General features: G+C 64.7%; 14 protein-coding genes, 1 tRNA gene and 1 pseudogene. 7 read left to right on the forward strand and 9 right to left on the reverse strand.

Annotated features, from left to right (window positions below; translation table 11 throughout):
- The first annotated feature begins 31 nt into the window (after window positions 1-31).
- From C5F46_RS03560 to mtgA, 4 genes are all read left to right on the forward strand, one after another.
- The gene (locus C5F46_RS03560; RefSeq protein ID WP_107323982.1) at window positions 32-1,465 is read left to right on the forward strand and encodes an NAD(P)-dependent oxidoreductase; all 1,434 of its coding nucleotides are present in this window, start codon (window positions 32-34) and stop codon (window positions 1,463-1,465) included.
- Window positions 1,465-2,181 (forward strand): hypothetical protein, encoded by a 717-nt coding sequence (locus C5F46_RS03565; RefSeq protein ID WP_107323983.1) that lies wholly within the window; start codon window positions 1,465-1,467, stop codon window positions 2,179-2,181. The genes C5F46_RS03560 and C5F46_RS03565 overlap by 1 nt, the downstream gene beginning before the upstream one ends.
- 12 nt (window positions 2,182-2,193) lie before the next feature.
- Window positions 2,194-6,732, forward strand: coding sequence for a glutamate synthase large subunit (gltB, locus tag C5F46_RS03570; protein ID WP_107323984.1), 4,539 nt, complete (start codon window positions 2,194-2,196; stop codon window positions 6,730-6,732).
- 81 nt (window positions 6,733-6,813) lie between these two features.
- A complete protein-coding gene (gene mtgA, locus C5F46_RS03575) occupies window positions 6,814-7,560 on the forward strand; it encodes a monofunctional biosynthetic peptidoglycan transglycosylase (RefSeq protein ID WP_107324020.1) in 747 nt (248 codons plus the stop codon).
- A gap of 3 nt (window positions 7,561-7,563) precedes the next feature.
- On the opposite strand, the gene xylA is transcribed toward mtgA, so the two are convergent.
- The 5 genes from xylA to xylF are packed head-to-tail and all read right to left on the reverse strand — an operon-like array spanning window position 7,564 to window position 13,425.
- Window positions 7,564-8,865 carry a xylose isomerase gene (gene xylA, locus C5F46_RS03580; RefSeq protein ID WP_107323985.1) on the reverse strand — a complete coding sequence of 434 codons (1,302 nt, stop codon included), beginning with the start codon at window positions 8,863-8,865 and terminating at the stop codon, window positions 7,564-7,566.
- The gene (xylB, locus tag C5F46_RS03585) at window positions 8,862-10,298 is read right to left on the reverse strand and encodes a xylulokinase (RefSeq protein ID WP_107323986.1); all 1,437 of its coding nucleotides are present in this window, start codon (window positions 10,296-10,298) and stop codon (window positions 8,862-8,864) included. The genes xylA and xylB overlap by 4 nt, the downstream gene beginning before the upstream one ends.
- Window positions 10,298-11,047, reverse strand: a complete 750-nt coding sequence (locus tag C5F46_RS03590; protein WP_107323987.1) for an ATP-binding cassette domain-containing protein — start codon at window positions 11,045-11,047, stop codon at window positions 10,298-10,300. Before C5F46_RS03590 ends, xylB begins: the two co-directional genes overlap by 1 nt.
- Window positions 11,044-12,342 (reverse strand): sugar ABC transporter permease, encoded by a 1,299-nt coding sequence (locus C5F46_RS03595; RefSeq protein ID WP_107323988.1) that lies wholly within the window; start codon window positions 12,340-12,342, stop codon window positions 11,044-11,046. The genes C5F46_RS03590 and C5F46_RS03595 overlap by 4 nt, the downstream gene beginning before the upstream one ends.
- Window positions 12,343-12,402: 60 nt before the next feature.
- Window positions 12,403-13,425 (reverse strand): D-xylose ABC transporter substrate-binding protein, encoded by a 1,023-nt coding sequence (gene xylF / locus C5F46_RS03600; protein WP_107323989.1) that lies wholly within the window; start codon window positions 13,423-13,425, stop codon window positions 12,403-12,405.
- A 209-nt stretch (window positions 13,426-13,634) separates the two neighbouring features.
- Between xylF and C5F46_RS03605 the strand changes: the two genes are divergently transcribed.
- Window positions 13,635-14,912 (forward strand): ROK family transcriptional regulator, encoded by a 1,278-nt coding sequence (locus tag C5F46_RS03605; RefSeq protein WP_235820072.1) that lies wholly within the window; start codon window positions 13,635-13,637, stop codon window positions 14,910-14,912.
- 135 nt (window positions 14,913-15,047) lie between these two features.
- Here C5F46_RS03605 and C5F46_RS03610 read toward each other — a convergent pair.
- Both C5F46_RS03610 and C5F46_RS03620 read right to left on the reverse strand, forming a co-directional pair.
- A pseudogene (locus C5F46_RS03610) lies at window positions 15,048-15,167 on the reverse strand (IS5/IS1182 family transposase); the annotation flags it as partial.
- A 533-nt stretch (window positions 15,168-15,700) separates the two neighbouring features.
- Window positions 15,701-15,776, reverse strand: a tRNA-Arg gene (locus tag C5F46_RS03620).
- A gap of 118 nt (window positions 15,777-15,894) precedes the next feature.
- Here C5F46_RS03620 and C5F46_RS03625 point away from each other — a divergent pair.
- Window positions 15,895-16,944 (forward strand): LacI family DNA-binding transcriptional regulator, encoded by a 1,050-nt coding sequence (locus C5F46_RS03625; protein ID WP_107323992.1) that lies wholly within the window; start codon window positions 15,895-15,897, stop codon window positions 16,942-16,944.
- On the opposite strand, the gene mog is transcribed toward C5F46_RS03625, so the two are convergent.
- Entirely contained in the window at window positions 16,928-17,452 is a 525-nt protein-coding gene (gene mog, locus C5F46_RS03630; RefSeq protein WP_107323993.1) for a molybdopterin adenylyltransferase, read from the reverse strand. The genes C5F46_RS03625 and mog overlap by 17 nt on opposite strands.
- Window positions 17,449-18,672, reverse strand: a complete 1,224-nt coding sequence (locus tag C5F46_RS03635; RefSeq protein WP_107323994.1) for an argininosuccinate synthase — start codon at window positions 18,670-18,672, stop codon at window positions 17,449-17,451. Before C5F46_RS03635 ends, mog begins: the two co-directional genes overlap by 4 nt.
- Before the next feature lie 139 nt (window positions 18,673-18,811).
- Here C5F46_RS03635 and ilvA point away from each other — a divergent pair, with 139 nt between their 5' ends.
- Window positions 18,812-20,059: a threonine ammonia-lyase IlvA gene (gene ilvA / locus C5F46_RS03640; protein ID WP_107323995.1), complete on the forward strand. Its 1,248-nt coding sequence runs from the start codon at window positions 18,812-18,814 to the stop codon at window positions 20,057-20,059.

Raw genomic sequence — 20,059 nt, forward strand, 5'->3', positions numbered from 1 at the left:
GCGCACCTGAAACCCGGTGGGAGGCGCAGCCATGGCTTTGCAACGCATGCTCAAGTTCGTCACTGTGGGCAAGGAAACGCCCGAAAAGCGTGACGCGACTGCGCGCGCCCATGATTTCAACGAAATCTACCGCGAGTTTGCCGCCAGCAAGGCTGCCGAACAGGCCAGCCGGTGCAGCCAGTGCGGTGTGCCCTATTGCCAGGCACACTGCCCGCTGGGCAACAACATCCCCGACTGGCTGCGCCTGACCGCCGAGGGCCGGTTGCAAGAAGCCTATGAGATCAGCCAAGCCACCAACACCTTCCCCGAAATCTGCGGCCGCATCTGCCCGCAGGATCGGCTGTGCGAAGGCAATTGCGTGATCGAACAATCGGGGCACGGCACGGTGACGATCGGCGCGGTGGAAAAATACATCACCGACACGGCGTGGGACATGGGCTGGGTCAAGCCGATCCAGCCGGCGGTCGAACGTGTCGAGACGGTGGGCATCATCGGCGCAGGCCCCGGCGGTCTGGCTGCGGCCGATGTGCTGCGCCGGGCGGGCGTGCAGGTCACGGTCTATGACCGCAACGACCGCGCGGGCGGCCTGCTGACCTATGGCATCCCCGGCTTCAAGCTGGAAAAAGACGTGGTGATGAGCCGCATCGCCCAACTGGAACAGGGCGGCGTGCAATTCGTGCTGAACTGCAACGTGGGCACCGACATCTCGTTTGACGCGATCCGCGGCAAGCATGACGCGGTGCTGATCGCTACCGGCGTCTACAAAACCCGCGATCTTGACGGCCCCGGCGCGAATGCCTCCGGCATCGTCGCCGCGCTGGATTATCTGACCGCCTCGAACCGCAAAAGCTTTGGCGACGAGGTGCCCGAATTCGACAGCGGTGCGCTGAACGCCGCGGGCAAGCGCGTGGTGGTAATCGGCGGCGGCGATACCGCGATGGACTGCGTGCGCACCGCGATCCGGCAAGGCGCAACCAGCGTGAAATGCCTCTATCGGCGCGACCGGGCCAACATGCCCGGCAGCCAGCGCGAAGTGCAGAATGCCGAGGAAGAGGGTGTGGAATTCGTTTGGCTGGCAGCGCCCTGCGGCTTTGCGGGCGAGCCGGTGCAATCTGTCCGCGTGCAGAAGATGCGTCTGGGCGCCCCCGACAAGACGGGCCGCCAAAGCCCCGAGCTGATCGAAGGCGCCGATTACGACGAGCCCGCAGATCTGGTGATCAAGGCGCTGGGCTTCGAGCCCGAGGATCTGCCCGGCCAATGGGCCACCCCAGCGCTGGAAACCACCCGCTGGGGCACGGTCAAGGCCGATTTCGGCACCCATGCCACCAGCCTGCCGGGCGTCTTTGCGGTGGGCGACATCGTGCGGGGCGCAAGCCTTGTGGTCTGGGCGATCCGCGACGGCCGCGAGGCGGGCACCTCGATCCTGACCTGGCTGACCCAACCCGCGCAGGCTGCGGCCGAATAATGGTGGCGCGGGCGGGCCTTGCCTTGGCGCTGCTGGCGGGGGCCTTGGCCCCCCTGCCCGGCCATGCCGCCAGCTTTGCCCCGCCGCCGGGCTGCACCCTGCAACTGACTTCGCAACTGCGTCAGTGTCAGGTGGCCAACGTCTATACCTGCACGGGCGATGCACCGGGCGACCGCTGGACGGCATTTTCCGACGGCAAGGGCCCGTTCTACCTCAGCCGGATCGACGCTGAAACGCGCTGGATGGAAAGCATTGATCTGGAAACCGGCGAAACCGACCGGCTGGAACCGCGCGCGGCAGATCACGCCTCGTTCAGTGCGCTGATTGCAACCGGTCGGGACGATTATGATTTTGTCACCCGCTCTGGCACCGGTGAGTTGCGCCGCTATCGCGGCTTTGATGCGATGACTGGCGAAACCGTGGTGATCGACGGGGTCCGGCTGGAGCGCGTGGCCTTTGAAATCGCCGCCTTCGACGAAACCGGCGCGGTCATTTCCCGGCGTGAGGGAATGCAGTTGATCCACCGCGACTGGCGCCTGTTCTTTGCCGATACCGAGACCTTTGAAAACGCCGTGGGCGAGCGTGTGGCCACGGCCCAGCCGCCCGCCAGCTTTGCCCTGCCCGGCGAAGATGGCTTTGGCGCCGCAGAACCGATCTTTGATTGCGACGTGCTGATGACCGGCACGCCCACCCCCACCATCCGACCCACTCTCTGAGGAGGCACTGACATGACCGAGTTTGATACCAATTGGGTTGCCGCCGAGGAAGCCAAGCGCGCGTGGATGGATGAAAACAGCCTTTACAAGGCTGAGGATGAACATTCCTCCTGCGGGGTCGGGCTGGTGGTGTCGATCGACGGCAAGCCTTCGCGTCAGGTGGTGGAAAACGGCATCGACGCGCTCAAGGCCGTGTGGCACCGTGGCGCGGTGGATGCCGACGGCAAGACAGGCGACGGGGCGGGGATTCACGTTCAGATCCCGGTGCGCTTCTTCTACGACGTGATCCGCCGCACCGGCCATGAACCCGACATGGACAAGCTGGTCGCCGTCGGTCAGGTCTTTCTGCCGCGCACCGATTTCGGCGCGCAGGAACGCTGCCGCACGATCGTGGAAACCGAAGTGCTGCGGATGGGCCATTATATCTATGGCTGGCGCCACGTTCCGGTGAACACCGAGGTTCTGGGCGAAAAGGCCAATGCCACCCGCCCCGAGATCGAACAGATCCTGATCCGCTGCGAAAAGGACGTCGACCAGGAAACCTTTGAGCGCGAACTGTACATCATCCGCCGCCGGATCGAGAAGGCCGCCGCCGCCGCGCAGATCGCCGGGCTTTACCTGTGCAGCCTGTCGTGCCGGTCGATCATCTACAAGGGCATGATGCTGGCCGAACAGGTGGCGGTGTTCTACCCCGACCTGATGGACGAACGCTTTGAATCGGCCTTTGCGATCTATCACCAGCGCTATTCCACCAACACATTCCCGCAATGGTGGCTGGCGCAGCCGTTCCGCATGCTGGCCCATAACGGCGAGATCAACACGCTGAAGGGCAACGTCAACTGGATGCGCAGCCATGAGATCCGCATGGCCTCGACCGCGTTCGGCGATGCCGCCGAAGACATCAAGCCGATCATTCCGGCAGGCACGTCAGACTCGGGCGCACTGGATGCGGTGTTCGAGGTGATGGTGCGTTCGGGCCGCTCGGCGCCGATGACCAAGACGATGCTGGTGCCCGAAGCGTGGTCGAAGGCCACCACCGACATGCCTAAGGCGTGGCAAGACATGTATGCCTATTGCAACGCCGTGATGGAGCCGTGGGACGGCCCCGCCGCGCTGGCGATGACCGATGGCCGTTGGGTCTGTGGCGGGCTGGACCGCAACGGCCTGCGTCCGATGCGCTATGTCGTGACCGGCGACGGCCTGCTGATCGCGGGCTCCGAGGTGGGCATGGTGCCGGTGGACGAGGCGAGCGTTGTCGAAAAGGGCGCGCTGGGTCCGGGGCAGATGATTGCGGTCGACATGAAAGACGGCAAACTTTACCGCGACCGCGCGATCAAGGACCGTCTGGCGGGCAGCCAGCCCTTTGGCGACTGGATCGAGAAGGTGGTCGACCTGAACGCGATGCTGCGCGACGTGCCGGAAAAGGCGCTGTTCGCGGGCGCCGATCTGCGCCGCCGCCAGGTCGCCGCGGGCTACACCGTCGAAGAACTGGAGCAGGTTCTGGCGCCGATGGCCGAAGACGGCAAGGAAATGATCGCCTCGATGGGGGATGACACGCCGCCCGCGGTGCTGTCGTCGATCTATCGCCCGCTAAGCCATTTCTTCCGGCAGAACTTCAGCCAGGTCACCAACCCACCCATCGACAGCCTGCGCGAAAGCCGGGTGATGAGCCTCAAGACGCGCTTTGGCAACCTCAAGAACGTGCTGGACGAAGACGGCAGCCAGACCGAAATCCTGATCCTTGAAAGCCCGTTCGTCTGCAACGCCGAATTCGAAGTGATGATGACGCAGTTCGGCAGCCATGTGGCGGTCATCGACTGCACCTTCCCGGCAGGCGCCGGTCAGGAGGCGCTGCGCGAAGGGCTGGCGCGCATCCGCGCCGAGGCCGAAGATGCCGTGCGTTCGGGCGCCAACCATCTGGTGCTGACTGACGAACATCAGGGCGTGGGCCGCGTGGCCATGCCGATGATTCTGGCCACTTCGGCGGTGCATTCGTGGCTGACCCGCAAGGGCCTGCGCACCTTCACCTCGCTCAACGTGCGGTCGGCCGAATGCATCGACCCGCATTATTTCGCGGTGCTGATCGGCTGCGGCGCGACCACGGTCAACGCCTATCTGGCGCAAGACAGCATCGCCGACCGGATCGCCCGCGGCCTGCTGGAAGGCAGCCTTGAAGACGCGATGCGCCGCTACCGCGACGCGATCGACGCGGGCCTGCTGAAGATCATGTCGAAGATGGGGATCTCCGTCATCTCATCCTATCGCGGCGGGCTGAACTTTGAGGCGGTGGGGCTGTCGCGCGCCATGGTGGCCGAATACTTCCCCGGAATGCAGTCGCGCATTTCGGGCATTGGCCTGCATGGCATCCAGCGCAAGCTGGAAGAGGTGCATGCCAAGGGCTGGACCGCGGGGCAAGACATTCTGCCGATTGGCGGCTTTTACAAGGCGCGCAAATCAGGCGAGAAACACGCTTGGGAAGCGCAGACGATGCATGTGCTGCAATCGGCCTGCGAAAAGGCCTCGTTCGACCTGTGGAAACAGTATTCCGCAATGATGCGGGCGAACCCGCCGATTCACATCCGCGACCTGCTGGACATCAAACAACTGGGCAAGCCCGTGCCGATCGAAGAGGTGGAATCGATCACCTCGATCCGCAAGCGCTTCGTGACGCCGGGCATGAGCCTTGGCGCGCTGTCGCCCGAGGCGCACAAGTTGCTGAACGTCGCCATGAACCGCATCGGTGCAAAATCCGACAGCGGCGAGGGTGGCGAAGACCCAGCGCATTTCGTGCCCGAACCCAACGGCGACAACCCCAGTGCCAAGATCAAGCAGGTGGCCTCGGGCCGGTTCGGCGTCACCGCCGAATATCTGAACGCCTGCGAGGAGTTGGAAATCAAGGTGGCGCAGGGGGCCAAACCCGGCGAGGGCGGCCAGTTGCCGGGCATGAAGGTCACGGCGCTGATCGCGCGGCTGCGCCATTCGACGCCGGGCGTCACGCTGATTTCACCGCCACCGCACCACGACATCTACAGCATCGAAGACCTTGCGCAGCTGATCTATGACCTCAAGCAGATCAACCCGCGCGCCAAGGTGACGGTCAAGCTGGTGGCCTCGTCGGGCGTGGGCACCATTGCGGCGGGCGTGGCCAAAGCCAAGGCCGACGTGATCCTGATATCGGGCCACAACGGCGGCACCGGGGCCAGCCCCGCCACGTCGATCAAATATGCGGGCCTGCCGTGGGAAATGGGCCTGACCGAGGCGCATCAGGTTCTGGCGATGAACAAGCTGCGCGAACGGGTCACGCTGCGCACCGATGGCGGCCTGCGCACCGGGCGCGACATCGTGATGGCCGCCATGATGGGCGCCGAGGAATATGGCATCGGCACCGCCGCGCTGATTTCCATGGGCTGCATCATGGTGCGCCAGTGCCAGTCGAACACCTGCCCGGTGGGCGTGTGCACGCAAGACCCCGCCCTGCGCGCCAAGTTCAACGGCACCGCCGACAAGGTGGTCAACCTGATCACCTTCTATGCGCAAGAGGTGCGGGAAATCCTTGCCAGCATCGGCGCGCGCTCGATGGATGAGGTGATCGGCCGGGCCGACCTGCTGACGCAGGTTTCGCGCGGCTCGGCGCATCTTGACGACCTCGACCTGAACCCGCTGCTGATTACCGTCGATGGCTGGGACAAGATCGTCTACGACCGGTCCAAGCCCCGCAACCATGTGCCCGACACGCTGGATGCCGAAATCATCCGCGACGGCGCGCGCTTCTTTGAAGACGGCGAGAAGATGCAGTTGTCTTATGCGGTGCGCAACACCCACCGCACCATCGGCACCCGCGCCTCCAGCCTGATCGTGCGGAACTTCGGCATGAAGAACGCGCTGCAACCCGACCATCTGACGGTCAAGCTGACCGGCTCTTGCGGGCAGTCGCTGGGCGCCTTTGCCGCGCCGGGCCTGAAGCTCGAGGTGATGGGCGATGCCAACGACTATGTCGGCAAGGGCCTGTCGGGCGGCACCATCACCGTGCGCCCGCCGATGGTCAGCCCGTTGGAGGCGTCGGAAAACACGATCATCGGCAACACGGTGCTGTACGGCGCCACGGCGGGCTACCTGTTCGCCGCGGGCCGCGCGGGCGAACGCTTTGCCGTGCGCAACTCGGGTGCGTCGGTGGTGGTGGAAGGCTGCGGCACCAACGGCTGCGAATACATGACCGGCGGCGTCGCGGTGATCCTTGGCCGGATCGGCGCCAACTTTGGCGCGGGCATGACCGGGGGCATGGCCTACCTGTATGACCCCGAAGGGGCGGCAACCGCCTATATCAACCCCGAAAGCCTTGTGACCTGCGCCGTGTCGCATCCGCATTGGGAGGCCCAGTTGAAAGGCCTGATCGAGCGGCATGTGAAGGAAACCGGCAGCCGCAAGGCCGCTGCGATCCTCCAAAACTGGGAGGTGGAGCGCGCCCGTTTCCTGCAGGTCTGCCCCAAGGAGATGCTGGTGCATCTGCCCCATCCGCTGACCGAAGCCGCGCTGCAGGTGCCCGCCGAATAAGGCGCGCATCCCCGCCATGTGGCAGGCAACCTGCCGCCTCCGCCCTTGACCGGGGCGGGGGCGGCATGACTTATGGCGATCATGGCCCGCAAGAAATCCACCCCCGCAGGCGCCCGCAAAAAGGTGCCCAGCCCGCCCGCGCCAACCCCGCCCCGCGCGATTGTCGCGCGTGCCCGTCGGTGGGTGCTGCGCGGGGTTCTGGGCGTGCTGGGGGCGCTGCTGGCGCTGGTGCTGCTGTTCAGCGTAATCAACCCGCCGACCACGCTGACGATCCTGTCGGAATCTCAGCGGTTGGGCGGGGTGCAGCGTAAATGGGTGCCGATCGAAAAGATTGCGCCGGTCATGGCCCGGTCGGTGGTGGCTGCCGAAGACGCGAACTTCTGCCTGCACTGGGGCTTTGACATGGCCGAAATCCGCAGGGCGATTGACACTGGATCAAACCGCGGCGCCTCGACCCTGTCGCAGCAGGTGGTGAAAAACGTGTTTCTCTGGCAGGGCCGCAGTTGGGCCCGCAAGGCGCTAGAGGCCACGATCACCCCCCTTGTCGAGACGGTCTGGACCAAGCGGCGCATTCTTGAGGTCTATCTCAACATCGCTGAATTCGATACCGGGGTGTTCGGCATCCATGCCGCGGCCGAGCATCATTTCGGCGTGACGCCCGACAAGCTGACACCTCGGCAGGCCGCCCTTCTGGCCGCCGTCCTGCCCGATCCCAAGGGCCGCAACGCGGTGCGCCCCTCGAAATTCACCGACAAACGCGCCAATGCGATTCAGGATGGCGCCGAAACCATCCGCCGTGACGGCCGCGCGCGCTGCTTTGCGCCCTAGGCATCAGACATAGCGGTTCCAGAGGTTTTCCAGCCGTTCCTGCCGCCCTGATCGCGGCTCGGGGTTCAGCCCCTCTGACAGAACGCGGGCGTGAAGGCTGTCCAGATCTGTGTGCAGCATCGCGGCATTCCCGGGCTTGTCCCAGCCCGCATAGCGCGCCGCCCGCGCCGCCTCCAGCCCGCCATCGGCCAGCAAGGCCGCCGCCGCCTTCAGCGCCCGCGCACACACATCCATCGCGCCCACATGGGCCAGGATCAGGTCTTCGGGGTCAAGGCTTTGGCGGCGCAGCTTGGCGTCGAAATTGGTGCCGCCAGTGGCAAAACCGCCCGCACGCAGGATTTCGTAATAGGCGCGCGCCATTTCCGGCACGCTGTCGGGGAACTGATCGGTATCCCAGCCGGATTGATAATCGTTCCGGTTCATGTCGATCGAACCAAAGATGCCCAGGCTCGCCGCCGTTGCGATCTCGTGTTCAAAGCTGTGCCCGGCCAGAATGGCATGACCCTGCTCGATGTTGACCTTGACCTCGGCCTCCAGCCCGAACCGGCGCAGAAAGCCGTAAACGGTGGCCACGTCATAGTCATACTGATGTTTTGACGGTTCCTGCGGCTTCGGCTCGATCAGGATCGCGCCCTTGAAGCCGATCTTGTGCTTGTACTCGACGACCATCGACAAGAACCGCCCCATCTGCTCTGCCTCGCGGGCCAGATCGGTGTTCAACAGCGTCTCGTAGCCCTCGCGCCCGCCCCACAGAACATAGTTTTCCCCGCCCAGACGGTGGGTCGCATCCATGCAGGTTTTCACCGTGGCCCCGGCATAGGCGAACACCTCGGGGTCGGGGTTGGTGGCCGCCCCCGCCATGAACCGGCGGTGCGAGAACAGGTTGGCCGTGCCCCACAACAGCCGGGTCCGGGCGCCCTGCATCCGGGTGCCGATATAATCGACGATCTCTTCCAGATTGCGGGCGCTTTCAGCAAAGCTTGCGCCTTCGGGGCGCACATCGGCATCATGGAAACAGAAGAAGGGCTGGCCCAGAATGGCAAACATTTCAAACGCCACATCAGCCTTCATCCGGGCCAGTGCCATCGTGTCGCCAAACCACGGGCGCTGAAATGTCTGCCCCCCGAACGGGTCGCCGCCGGGCCAGGCAAAGCTGTGCCACCAGGCCACGGCAAAGCGCAGATGGTCCTCCATCCGCTTGCCCTGCACCACCTCATCGGGGTTGTAGTGGCGAAAGGCGAAGTCGTTTTGGCTGTCTGGCCCTTCATAGCGGATGGGTGCGATGCCCTTGAAAAAGTCGGTCATGTCAGTCCTCTGATGGCCGCCTGTGCGGCGCGATGGCGGGCATGGCCCGCGTCGAAGGCCGCGCTCAGCGCGCGGTCGGGTTCGATCATGCGGGCGGTGGCGGGGGGGGTAACGACCTCGACCCCGGCGCCGGTGGCGGCCATCAGCCCCAACCGGGCCGCGCCGAACGCCGCGCCGAAATCGCCCGCGACGGGCACCACAACCGGCGTGCCCAGCGCGGTGGCTATAGCCCCAAGCCAATAGTCCGACCGCGCGCCACCGCCCACGGCCAGCAGGCTGTCGATCCTTGTGCCGGTGGCGGCCAGCGCATCGCGGCAATCGCGCAGCGCAAAGGCCACACCCTCCAGCACGGCGCGGGTGGCAGCGGCGCGATCGGTGGCATGGTCCAGCCCGATGAAGGCACCGCGGATGGCGGCATCGTTCAGCGGCGTGCGCTCGCCACCCAGATAGGGCAGAAAGCGGGTCTTGCCCGGCGGCAGCAACGGGCCCAGCGCCCCGGTCAGCGCGGCGGCATCGGCTCTGGCCAGCCGGGCAAACCAGTTCAGCGCATCGGTGGCGGCAAGGATCACCCCCATCTGATGCCAACGCCCCGGCAGCGCATGGCAAAAGGTATGCACCGCGCTGGCAGCATCGGGGCGGTAGCCGTCATTGGCGGCGAACAACACGCCCGAGGTGCCGAGGCTGACAAAGGCCTGCCCGGCATGGACCACGCCCACCCCCACGCCAGAGGCCGCATTGTCGCCGCCACCGCCCGCCACCGGCACCCCCCGCGGCAGGCCAAAGCGGTCGGCCAGTTCCGGGCGCAGATGGCCCGACACAGCGGCGCCTTCGACCAGCCGGGGCATCTGGGCACGGGTCATGCCGGTGGCGGCCAGCAGATCATCCGACCAGTCGCGCGCCCCGGTATCCAGCCAGCTTGTGCCCGCCGCATCCGACATGTCGGCCACCGCCTCGCCGGTCAGCCACAGGCGCAGGTAATCCTTGGGCAACAGCACCCGCGCCACGCGGGCAAAGACCGCCGGTTCATGCCGCGCCACCCAGACCAGCTTGGGCGCGGTAAAGCCCGGAAACACGATGTTTCCGCTGATCGCACGAAAGCGGGGGTCGGCGTCCAGTTCGGCCGCCTCGCGGTGGGCGCGGGTATCGTTCCACAAGATGCAGGGCCGCAGCACATCATCCGACGCCGACAGCAGCACCGCACCATGCATCTGCCCCGACAGCCCGATCCCCTTGACCGCCCCCAGGCCGCGCGCGGCAAGCTGGCCCAGCACCGACTCGGCCGCGCCGATCCAGTCGGCGGGCGATTGTTCGGCCCAACCCTCGGCGGGGCGCGACACCGCCAGCGGCGCCGACGCCTCGGCGATCACATGTTGCGCCTCGTCGATCAGCACCGCCTTCAGCCCCGAGGTGCCCAGATCGAGCCCCAGATACATCACGCGCCCCGCCGCTCGGGCATCTTGCCCAGAATGATCATGCCCAGAATGTCCTCGTCGGTGACCTCGGCCACGTTCACAGTTCCCACAAGCTGGCCGTTCTTCATCACGCTGGCGCGGTCGCACAGCTTCATCACGTTGTGGATGTCATGCTCGATCAGAAAGATGCCCAGACCCTGCGCCTTCAGTTCCTGAATCAGTTCCGCCACCATCTGCGTTTCCTGCGGGCCAAGTGCCGCGGTGGGTTCATCCATGATCAGGATGCGCGCGTTGAAATAGACCGCGCGGGCGATGGCCACCGACTGCCGCTGCCCACCCGACAGGGCCTTGACCGGCGTCTTGAACTTGGCAAAGTTCGGATTCAGCCGGCCCATGATGCGGCGGGTTTCGGCCTCCATCGCGGCGTCATCGACAAAGCCAAAGCGCGTGGTCAACTCGCGCCCCAGAAACAGGTTCGAGGCGGCATCCAGATTGTCGGCCAGCGCCAGCGTCTGATAGATCGTCTCGATATTCAGCGCGCGGGCATCACGCGGGTTACGGATTTCGACCCTTTCACCATCGATGAAAATATCGCCCGTATCCTTTTGATAGGCGCCCGACAGGCATTTGATCAGCGTCGATTTGCCTGCGCCGTTATGGCCCAGCAGGCCCACCACCTCGCCGGGAAAGAGATCGACGGTAACACGATCCACCGCCTTGATGCCGCCGAAGGCGATGGAAATGTTGCGCAACTCAACCAGCGGCGTCATGATTTTTCTCCGGTCCGCTTGCGATACTGAATGTCGATCCAGACCGCGAGAACAAGAACAAGGCCCACGACGATGTTCTGGAAGGGCGCATCCACCCCCACCATCGCCATGCCCGATTGCAGGCTTTGCATGATGATCGCACCCAGAATGGCGCCATAGATCGTGCCGACCCCACCCGACAGCGCGGTGCCGCCGATCACCGCCGCGGCGATCACGCGCAATTCGTCCAGCGTGCCGATGTCGTTGGTGTGGTTTTGCAGCCGCGCCTGCGCGATGATCGCGGAAAGCCCACACAGAAAGCCCATCAGCGCAAAGACCTTGACCGTCAGCATCCGGGTGTTGATGCCCGACAGTTCGGCAGCGTCGGGGTTGCCCCCCGCGGCAAAGATGTAGCGGCCCAGCCGGGTGCGGCGGGCCAACACCGTCATCGCCACCGCCACAACGACAAGGATCAACACCGAGATCGGCAGCCCGAATGCCTCGGTATAACCTTCGGGCATCACCTCGCCGCGGGCGGCGAAATCGCGCCGCAGGCGGGCGGCGGGCACCTGATAGGCGTTCAGCACCGCCACAAAGCCCAGGATGGCCGCTGCGGCAAGGCTGGCCATCACCGCCTCGGCCCAGACCGGCTTGACCGGAAAGCCGTGGCGCACCTTGTCGGCTCGCGCGCGCCAAAGCGCCCAGATCGCCGCGATCGAGGCCGCCGCGCCCAACGCCCAGGACAACGGCTCGCCCAATGTGCCCTCGATCCCGCCGAACAGCATGAAGGTGGAGTCAAGCGGCCCCACCGTCTGCCCGTCTGTCAGATACCAGCCGACGTTGCGCCAGACCAGCAGCCCGCCCAGGGTGACGATAAAGGCTGGAATGCGTTGATAGCCGATCAGCCAGCCGTTGAAGGCGCCGATCAGCGCACCGGTGGCCATGCCCGCAATCATGGTGGCCGGCGCGATCAGCGGGTGACCGATGCCAAGGCCTAGGGTCTGCGGCAAGATCCAGACCTGCATCACCCCCATCACCGCCGAGCAGGTCGCCAAAAGCGCCCCCACCGACAGGTCGATGTGGCGGGTGACGATCACGAACACCATGCCAGTGGCCATGATCGCCACCGAAACCGTCTGGATCGACAGGTTGAAGATGTTGCGCGGCGTCAGAAACCGGCCGTCGGTGAACATGTTGAACACCAGACACAGCGCGACAAAGGCACCGATCATGCCCAAAAGGCGGGTGTCGATTTCAAGCGATTGCAGAAGGCTGCGTCGGGGTGCCTTTGGGCTGGCAGAAGCCGCGTCGGTCATGATGAAAAGATGTCCCGCAAGGGGCCACCCCGGCTCTGGGCCGGGGCGGCCGGGTCAGGGTCAGTTGCAGGGGGCGGGGCCGGCGGTCACGCCTTGGCAAAGCGTTTCCTTGGTGATCCAGCCCGCATCCACCACCGCGCTCAGGTTGTCTTTGGTGATCGGCATCGGCGCGAGGAACTTGGCCGTCATCGCGGTGCCTGCGGGCGAGGTCCAGGTCACCGCGCCATCCACCGCCTCCATCGCGGCGCCACCTGCCAGCGCCACCGCGATTTCCGCCGCCGACCGGCCCAGATCGCGCGAATCTTTCCAGACCGACACGGTCTGCGTGCCCAGTGCAATGCGGTTCAGCGCGGCGTGGTCGCCGTCCTGCCCCGAAACCGGAATGCCGGCCATGCCCTGCGCACTCAGCGCCGCAACGGCACCGCCCGCGGTGCCATCATTCGAGGCCACCACCGCATCGACCTTGTTATCGTTCGCGGTCAGGATCTGTTCCATGTTGCGCTGCGCATTGGCGGGCAACCAGCCGTCGGTATAGGCCTCGCCCACGATCTTGACCTTGCCGGCGTCAATCGCGGCTTGCAGCACTTCTTGCTGGCCGCCGCGCAGGAAATCGGCGTTGGGGTCGGTGGGCGAGCCTTTGATCATCACATAATTGCCCTCGGGCACCTGTTCGAACACGGCGCGCGCCTGCATCCGGCCCACTTCGACGTTGTCGAAGGTCAGATAAAACGCGCGCGGGTCTTCGATCAGCCGGTCATAGGCGATCACCGGAATACCCTCGTCGGCAGCCGCCGAGACGGCAGGCACGATGGCCTGCGTATCCTGCGCCAGAATGATCAGCGCGTTCACGCCCTGCGCCATCAGGCTTTCGATATCCGACAACTGCTTGGCCGAGGACGATTGCGCATCGGCAGAGACATATTTCGCCCCCGCCGCCTCCAGCGCCGCCTTGATCGCCGCTTCGTCGGTTTTCCAGCGTTCTTCCTGGAAATTCGACCAGGAAACGCCCACGGTCATTTCGGCATAGGCCGAGGTCGAAACGCCTGCTGCCAGCACAACGGCGGCAAGAAGGGTCTTGTGCATGTCATCCTCCCGTGATCAGGCCCAACGGGCCATGCCCGGCAGACTCGCCAGGATGCGGCAAAATTGCGCCCATTAAATTCGGTTGTCAAAATAAAAAACCGTGCGCAAACTACGTTGTCGCCGCCGATCCGGTCGAGAATGCTGCATTGCGGCGTTATTTCGGGCAAAATCGTGCTGCAACAGAATTTTTAATTTTGAGGGCCAAATAAATGACAGCGGCAGCAGCGGGACGACGCCACCGAATGGGCGAGGGCACGCCGGGCTGCGGCCCGCTGATCCCGCCACTGTCGGAAACCGCGCGCCCCTTGCGCCAGCAAATCTTTGAACGCGTTCGCGCCGCCGGACTGATCCCGCGGGTCCAGCTTGCGCGCGAGTTGTCGGTCAGCCCGGCATCGGTGACCACGCTGACCTCGGAACTGATCGAGGCCGGCTTTCTGGAGGAGGTGCAGGCGCCGCGCGGCGCCGAGGGAGGCCGCGGGCGGCCGGCGGTGGCGCTGGGGGTGCGGGCGGCAGCGCATCACGTCGCCGGAATCAAGCTGTCGGACCGTGAACATACCGCGGTGATCGTCGATTTCGCGGGCAAGCGGATCGCGGGCGAGGCGATCGCGCGCCAGCCAGGCCCGATGGAGCTGGCGGGGCTGCTGGAGGCGACGGAAACGCTGCTGAACAGGGTCTGCGCAAAGGCGGGCCTGGCACGGGGCGATCTGTCGGCGGTGGGGCTCGGCGTGCCCGGCTTTGTCGATTGCCCCACCGGCATCGTACATTGGTCGCCGGTATTGGCCGACCGGCATGTGCCGCTGGCCGCCGCGGTCGCGGGGCGCCTGGGCCTTCCGGTGCATGTGGACAATGACGCCAACCTGGTCACGCTGGCCGAATTGTGGTTTGGCGTCGGCCGCCGCCTGTCGGATTTTGCCGTGGTCACGATCGAGCACGGGCTGGGCATGGGCTTTGTGCTGAACCACCGCATCTATCGCGGCGCGCGAGGCCTGGGAATGGAGCTGGGTCACACCAAGGTGCAACTGGATGGCGCGCTGTGCCGCTGCGGCCAGCGCGGCTGCCTGGAGGCCTATGTGGCCGATTACGCGCTGGTGCGCGAGGCGCAAACCGCGCTGAACCTGCCCAACCGGGAAACCCAGGCCGTGGGCGCCCTGCTGGAAAGCCTTTATGACCATGCCAAGGCGGGAAACGCCGCCGCGCGGTCAATCTTTCATCGGGCCGGGCGCTATCTGGCGCTGGGGCTGTCGAATGTGGTCAACCTGTTCGACCCGGAACTGATCATCCTGTCGGGCGAACGGATGCGATTTGACTATCTTTACGCAAAGGAAACCCTGGCCGAGATGGAAGCGATGATCCTGAACACCGGGCGGCCGATGCCGCGGGTGGAAACCCATGCCTGGGGCGATCTGCTCTGGGCCCATGGCGCCGCGGCACTGGCCCTGCAAGAGGTGACCGAGGGCTTGCTGGGCCAGACGCGCGATCTTTGCTGACACGGCAAAAGAGTGCACCCCGAAACGGTCATGCTACAGAAATCCACAAAATTTAGCTACTACCTCAATAGTTTGAGTGGGCGTTGTTGCAGAACGCCGACGTGAGGCGTAGTGCCCCTTTCTCCACCAGTGTTGGGCGACGCGGACGATCTCGGCAGTGCCGAGGGCATTGAAGCGGTTGATGAGGGCAACTCGGATCTGGATTTCGGCAGTTTGGCGGTCCGGGTCTCTTGCGGCGATGCGTTCACTGTAAGACCGCATGTCTTTTTTCACCGGCCCGCCGCTGACGGATCGTCGCGTATCTTGATCGTTGGACGGTTGCTGCCGTCCTTTTGCGATGGAGAAAGGCATGCCCGAAGCACAAGCATCGATTTACGTTGGTATAGACGTGTCAAAGGACAGACTCGCGGTCGCGATCGCCAGTGGTGAACGGCGTGACGAGGTTGACCTGCCCCCCGGAAGTTCCCTCGCTGTGATGTAGAGTCTGCCCAACCTGAGAAGGAGCAGACGACATGAGGAAAAGCCAGGGCTGCGGGCATCTCAGGTCGCTCGGCGCATGGTTTGCGGAAAAGCCGGGCACGGGCGCTCGCCGAAGCCGAAGGAACCTCGGCTCAAATTGGAGCCTGGACGGGGCACGAAAGCCTGTCAGAGATCGAACGATACATCCGCAATTTCAACAAGCGGAAGGTGCTCAGCAGCACGAAAACGGAACAAAAAGTTCCAACTCAATCGACCAAAGTTCCAAACCTTCAGAGAAAATAAGGAAAAACATATGCTTAAGAAGGTTTTGGTGACCCCGACAGGATTTGAACCTGTGACCTACCGCTTAGGAGGCGGTCGCTCTATCCCCTGAGCTACGGGGCCGATGCCGTCTTAATGCGGGCAATCCTGCGCGAGTGCAAGCCAGCCCTGCAGGAGCGCCGCTTGCGCTGGCAAAAGCAATGGCGTTATTCAGGGCCATGCCTGCGCGAAAGGATATTGCGTGACCCGTTCCCCCGCCGATCACGGCCGCCCCACCCCCCGGTCGGCCAAGCCGCGCCCGCTGACTCTGCGCGACGTCTCCGAAGCCTCGGGCGTTTCGGAAATGACGGTCAGCCGCGTGCTGCGCAACCGGGGTGATGTGTCCGAGGGCACCCGCGCGCGGGTGCTGGAGGCAGCGCGGCGGCTGGGCTATGTGCCCAACCGGATCGCGGGCGCGCTGGCCAGCCAGCGGGTGAACCTGATCGCGGTGATCATTCCGTCACTGTCCAATCTGGTCTTTCCCGAGGTTCTGGGCGGGATCTCGTCCGAGTTGGAGGGAACCGGGCTGACGCCGGTGGTGGGCGTCACCAATTATTCGCCCGCGCGCGAAGAACAGGTTCTGTATGAGATGCTGTCCTGGCGCCCGTCGGGGGTGATCCTGGCGGGGCTGGAACATACGCCCGCGGCCCGCGCCATGCTGCTGAGCGCCGGCATTCCGGTCGTCGAGATCATGGATGTCGATGGCACGGGGGTGGATTCGGTCGTGGGCATTTCACACCGCCGCGCAGGGCGGCAGATGGCGCAGGCGATCGTGGCGGCGGGGTATCGGCGGATCGGGTTTCTGGGCACCAAGATGCCCGAGGATCACCGCTCCCGCAAACGGCTGGAAGGCTTTGCCGAAGGCTTGGCCGAGGCGGGGCTGCAGCTTGCCGACCGCGAGTTCTATTCGGGCGGCTCTGCCCTGAAAAAGGGTCGCGAGATGACCGAGGCGATCATGGCGCGCTCGCCAGACCTTGATTTTCTTTATTATTCCAATGACATGATCGGCGCCGGCGGACTTTTGTGGTGCCTCGAGGCGGGCATCGACGTGCCGGGGCGGCTGGGTCTTGCCGGGTTCAACGGGGTTGATCTGCTGGAGGGGTTGCCGCGGCGGCTGGCCACGATGGATGCCTGCCGGGCCGAAATTGGCCGCCGCGCGGCGCGGATCGTGGGGGGCCACGAGACCGGGCCAAAGGTTGTGGAGCTGACGCCGGTTCTGCAACCGGGCGATACGATCAGGCCTTCGGCCTGAAGGCCGCAATCCGCGACGGGTCGGTTTCGATCCGCGCCGCGCCGATCAGGTCAAGGCAATAGGGCACCGCCGCAAAAACCGCGTTCAGACAGGTGGCAATGGCTGCGGGCTTGCCCGGCAGGGTGATGATCAGGCTTTTGCCCGCAATGCCGGCGCTTTGGCGCGACAGGATCGCAGTGGGAACCTCGCGCAGGGACGCGCGGCGCATTTCCTCGCCAAAGCCTGCCAATTCCTTGTCGATCACCTGCGCCATGCCTTCGGGCGTCTCGTCGCGTGGCGCGGGGCCGGTGCCGCCGGTGACAAGGATCAGATCGGCGCCCTCGTCCACGAGCCTCCGCAGGCAGGCCGCAACGCTGGCGTGCCCGTCAGGGATGATGTCGCGCGTGACGGTCAGGGGCGAGGTGACGACGCCCCTGATCCAGTCTTCGGCTGCCGGGCCGCCCTTGTCGTCATACAGGCCACGGCTCGCACGGTCGGAAACGGTGACAATGGCGACCCGTGCGGTCATTTGAACCGGGCGTTGCGGGTGGCGATCAGCTTTAGCCGCAGGGCATTGAGCCGGATGAAGCCCGCCGCATCCTTCTGATCATAGGCGCCGGCGTCTTCTTCAAAGGTCACATGTGCCTCTGAATACAGCGTATGGTCGGACCAGCGCGCAACGGTGCGGGCCATGCCCTTATATAGCTTGACGCGCACGGTGCCGCTGACATGTTCCTGGCTTTTGTCGATCAGGGCTTGCAGCATCTCACGCTCGGGGCTGAACCAGAAGCCGTTGTAGATCAGTTCCGCATAGCGCGGCATGATCGAATCCTTCAGGTGACCCGCTCCGCTGTCCAGCGTGATCTGTTCGATGCCGCGGTGCGCTTCCAGCAGGATGGTGCCACCCGGCGTTTCATAGATGCCGCGCGACTTCATGCCGACAAAGCGGTTTTCCACCAGATCGAGGCGGCCCACACCATGCTTGCCGCCCAATTCGTTCAAACGGGTCAGGATGGCAGCCGGGCTCATCGCCTCGCCATTGATCGCCACGGCGTCGCCGCGTTCAAAGGTGATTTCCACCATCTCGGGCGTGTCGGGCGCATCTTCGGGGTGAACGGTGCGTTGATAGACGTAATCAGGCGCCTCTTGCCCCGGATTTTCCAGCACCTTGCCCTCGGACGAGGTGTGCAGCAGGTTCGCATCAACCGAGAACGGCGCCTCGCCGCGCTTGTCCTTGGCGATCGGAATCTGGTTCGCCTCGGCAAATTCCAGCAGCTTGGTGCGCGAGGTCAGATCCCATTCCCGCCACGGCGCGATCACCTTGATCGCCGGGTTCAGCGCATAGGCCGACAGTTCGAAACGGACCTGATCATTGCCCTTGCCGGTGGCGCCATGGGCCACCGCATCGGCGCCGGTCATCGCGGCGATTTCAACCAGACGCTTGGCAATCAGCGGCCGCGCGATCGAGGTGCCCAGCAGATACAGCCCCTCATACAGCGCGTTCGCGCGGAACATCGGGAACACGAAATCGCGCACGAATTCTTCGCGCTGGTCTTCGATGTAGATGTTTTCCGGCTTGATGCCGAGCATGATGGCCTTCTGGCGCGCGGGTTCCAGTTCCTCGCCCTGCCCCAGATCGGCGGTGAAGGTGACAACCTCGCAGCCGTATTCGGTTTGCAGCCATTTCAGGATGATCGAGGTATCAAGACCCCCGGAATAGGCGAGGACGACTTTTTTGGGTGCGGACATGGCGGGCCTCTGCGCGGGCAATATGGATCGGCGGAGGTGTATTGGGTTTTGTGCGGGGCGGCAAGTCTGCGCGCAGCATCGCCTTGACAGCCCGGCAATATCATGGCGCAACGACGCATCGCCAACCTGCAGGACTGCCATGACACGCTTTGCCGACCATGCCCGAATCGCCACCGCGGCCCTGCGCGACCTGTTCGAGCCGACCCCGCTGCAGCGCAACGATCACCTCTCGGCGCGCTATGGTGCCGAAATCTGGCTGAAGCGCGAAGACCTGACCCCGGTGCGCAGCTACAAGCTGCGCGGCGCCTTCACCGCAATGCGCAAAGAGCGCGAGGCCAACCCCGCACAGCGCCATTTCGTCTGCGCCTCGGCGGGCAACCATGCGCAGGGTGTGGCCTATGCCTGCCGCCATTTCGGAGTAAAGGGCACCATCTTCATGCCGGTCACCACGCCGCAGCAAAAGATCGACAAGACCCGAACCTTTGGCGGCGATGCGGTCGAAATCGTGCTGACGGGCGACTATTTCGACCAGACGCTGGCCGCGAGCCAGACCTTTTGCGCCCATGCAGGGGCGCATTTCCTGTCGCCTTTCGACGATGCCGATGTGATCGAGGGGCAGGCGAGCGTGGGGGTAGAGCTTCTAGATCAACTGGGCCGCGCGCCCGACATGGTGGTGCTGCCAGTGGGCGGCGGCGGGCTGGCCGCCGGGGTTACAGGATTTTTGCGCACCGAGGCGCCCGGCACCGCGTTTCATTTTGTGGAACCGCTGGGCGGCGCCAGCCTGACCGCGGCTGTTGCGGCAGGCGCGCCGGTGACGCTGAAAAAGGTCAACAGCTTTGTAGATGGCGCGGCCGTGGCGCGGATCGGCACCCTGCCCTTTGCCCGCCTGCACTGGGTCACGCCCGACATGGTGCTGCGCGCCCCCGAAGACCGCATCTGCGGCACCATGCTGGAGATGCTGAACATCGAGGGGATCGTGCTGGAGCCTGCCGGGGCGCTGGCGATTGATGTGCTGCCCGAACTGGCCGACCAGATCCGCGGCAAGACGGTGGTCTGCATCACCTCGGGCGGGAACTTCGATTTTGAACGCCTGCCCGAGGTCAAGGAACGTGCCCAGCGGTTTGCCGGGCTGAAAAAATACTTCATCCTGCGAATGCCGCAGCGACCCGGCGCCCTGCGCGAATTCCTCACGATGCTTGGCCCCGAGGACGATATCGCCCGTTTCGAATATCTCAAGAAATCGGCACGGAACTTTGGCTCGGTCCTGATCGGGATCGAGACCAAACAGGCCGCGAATTTCGCTGCGCTGACCGCGCAACTGGATGCCGCAGGGTTCAGCTATCGTGACATCACGGATGATGAAGCCCTGGCCGAATTTCTGATCTGA

Origin of the sequence: Phaeovulum veldkampii DSM 11550 (assembly GCF_003034995.1) — a bacterium.
GTDB classification, from domain to species: domain Bacteria; phylum Pseudomonadota; class Alphaproteobacteria; order Rhodobacterales; family Rhodobacteraceae; genus Phaeovulum; species Phaeovulum veldkampii.

Bases quoted from the DNA above. Each gene is read 5' to 3' on its own strand.
- C5F46_RS03560 (WP_107323982.1), top strand. From the start codon at position 32: ATGGCTTTGCAACGCATGCTCAAGTTCGTCACTGTGGGCAAGGAAACG.
- C5F46_RS03565 (WP_107323983.1), top strand. From the start codon at position 1,465: ATGGTGGCGCGGGCGGGCCTTGCCTTGGCGCTGCTGGCGGGGGCCTTG.
- gltB (WP_107323984.1), top strand. From the start codon at position 2,194: ATGACCGAGTTTGATACCAATTGGGTTGCCGCCGAGGAAGCCAAGCGC.
- mtgA (WP_107324020.1), top strand. From the start codon at position 6,814: ATGGCCCGCAAGAAATCCACCCCCGCAGGCGCCCGCAAAAAGGTGCCC.
- xylA (WP_107323985.1), bottom strand. From the start codon at position 8,865: ATGACCGACTTTTTCAAGGGCATCGCACCCATCCGCTATGAAGGGCCA.
- xylB (WP_107323986.1), bottom strand. From the start codon at position 10,298: ATGTATCTGGGGCTCGATCTGGGCACCTCGGGGCTGAAGGCGGTGCTG.
- C5F46_RS03590 (WP_107323987.1), bottom strand. From the start codon at position 11,047: ATGACGCCGCTGGTTGAGTTGCGCAACATTTCCATCGCCTTCGGCGGC.
- C5F46_RS03595 (WP_107323988.1), bottom strand. From the start codon at position 12,342: ATGACCGACGCGGCTTCTGCCAGCCCAAAGGCACCCCGACGCAGCCTT.
- xylF (WP_107323989.1), bottom strand. From the start codon at position 13,425: ATGCACAAGACCCTTCTTGCCGCCGTTGTGCTGGCAGCAGGCGTTTCG.
- C5F46_RS03605 (WP_235820072.1), top strand. From the start codon at position 13,635: ATGACAGCGGCAGCAGCGGGACGACGCCACCGAATGGGCGAGGGCACG.
- mog (WP_107323993.1), bottom strand. From the start codon at position 17,452: ATGACCGCACGGGTCGCCATTGTCACCGTTTCCGACCGTGCGAGCCGT.
- C5F46_RS03635 (WP_107323994.1), bottom strand. From the start codon at position 18,672: ATGTCCGCACCCAAAAAAGTCGTCCTCGCCTATTCCGGGGGTCTTGAT.
- ilvA (WP_107323995.1), top strand. From the start codon at position 18,812: ATGACACGCTTTGCCGACCATGCCCGAATCGCCACCGCGGCCCTGCGC.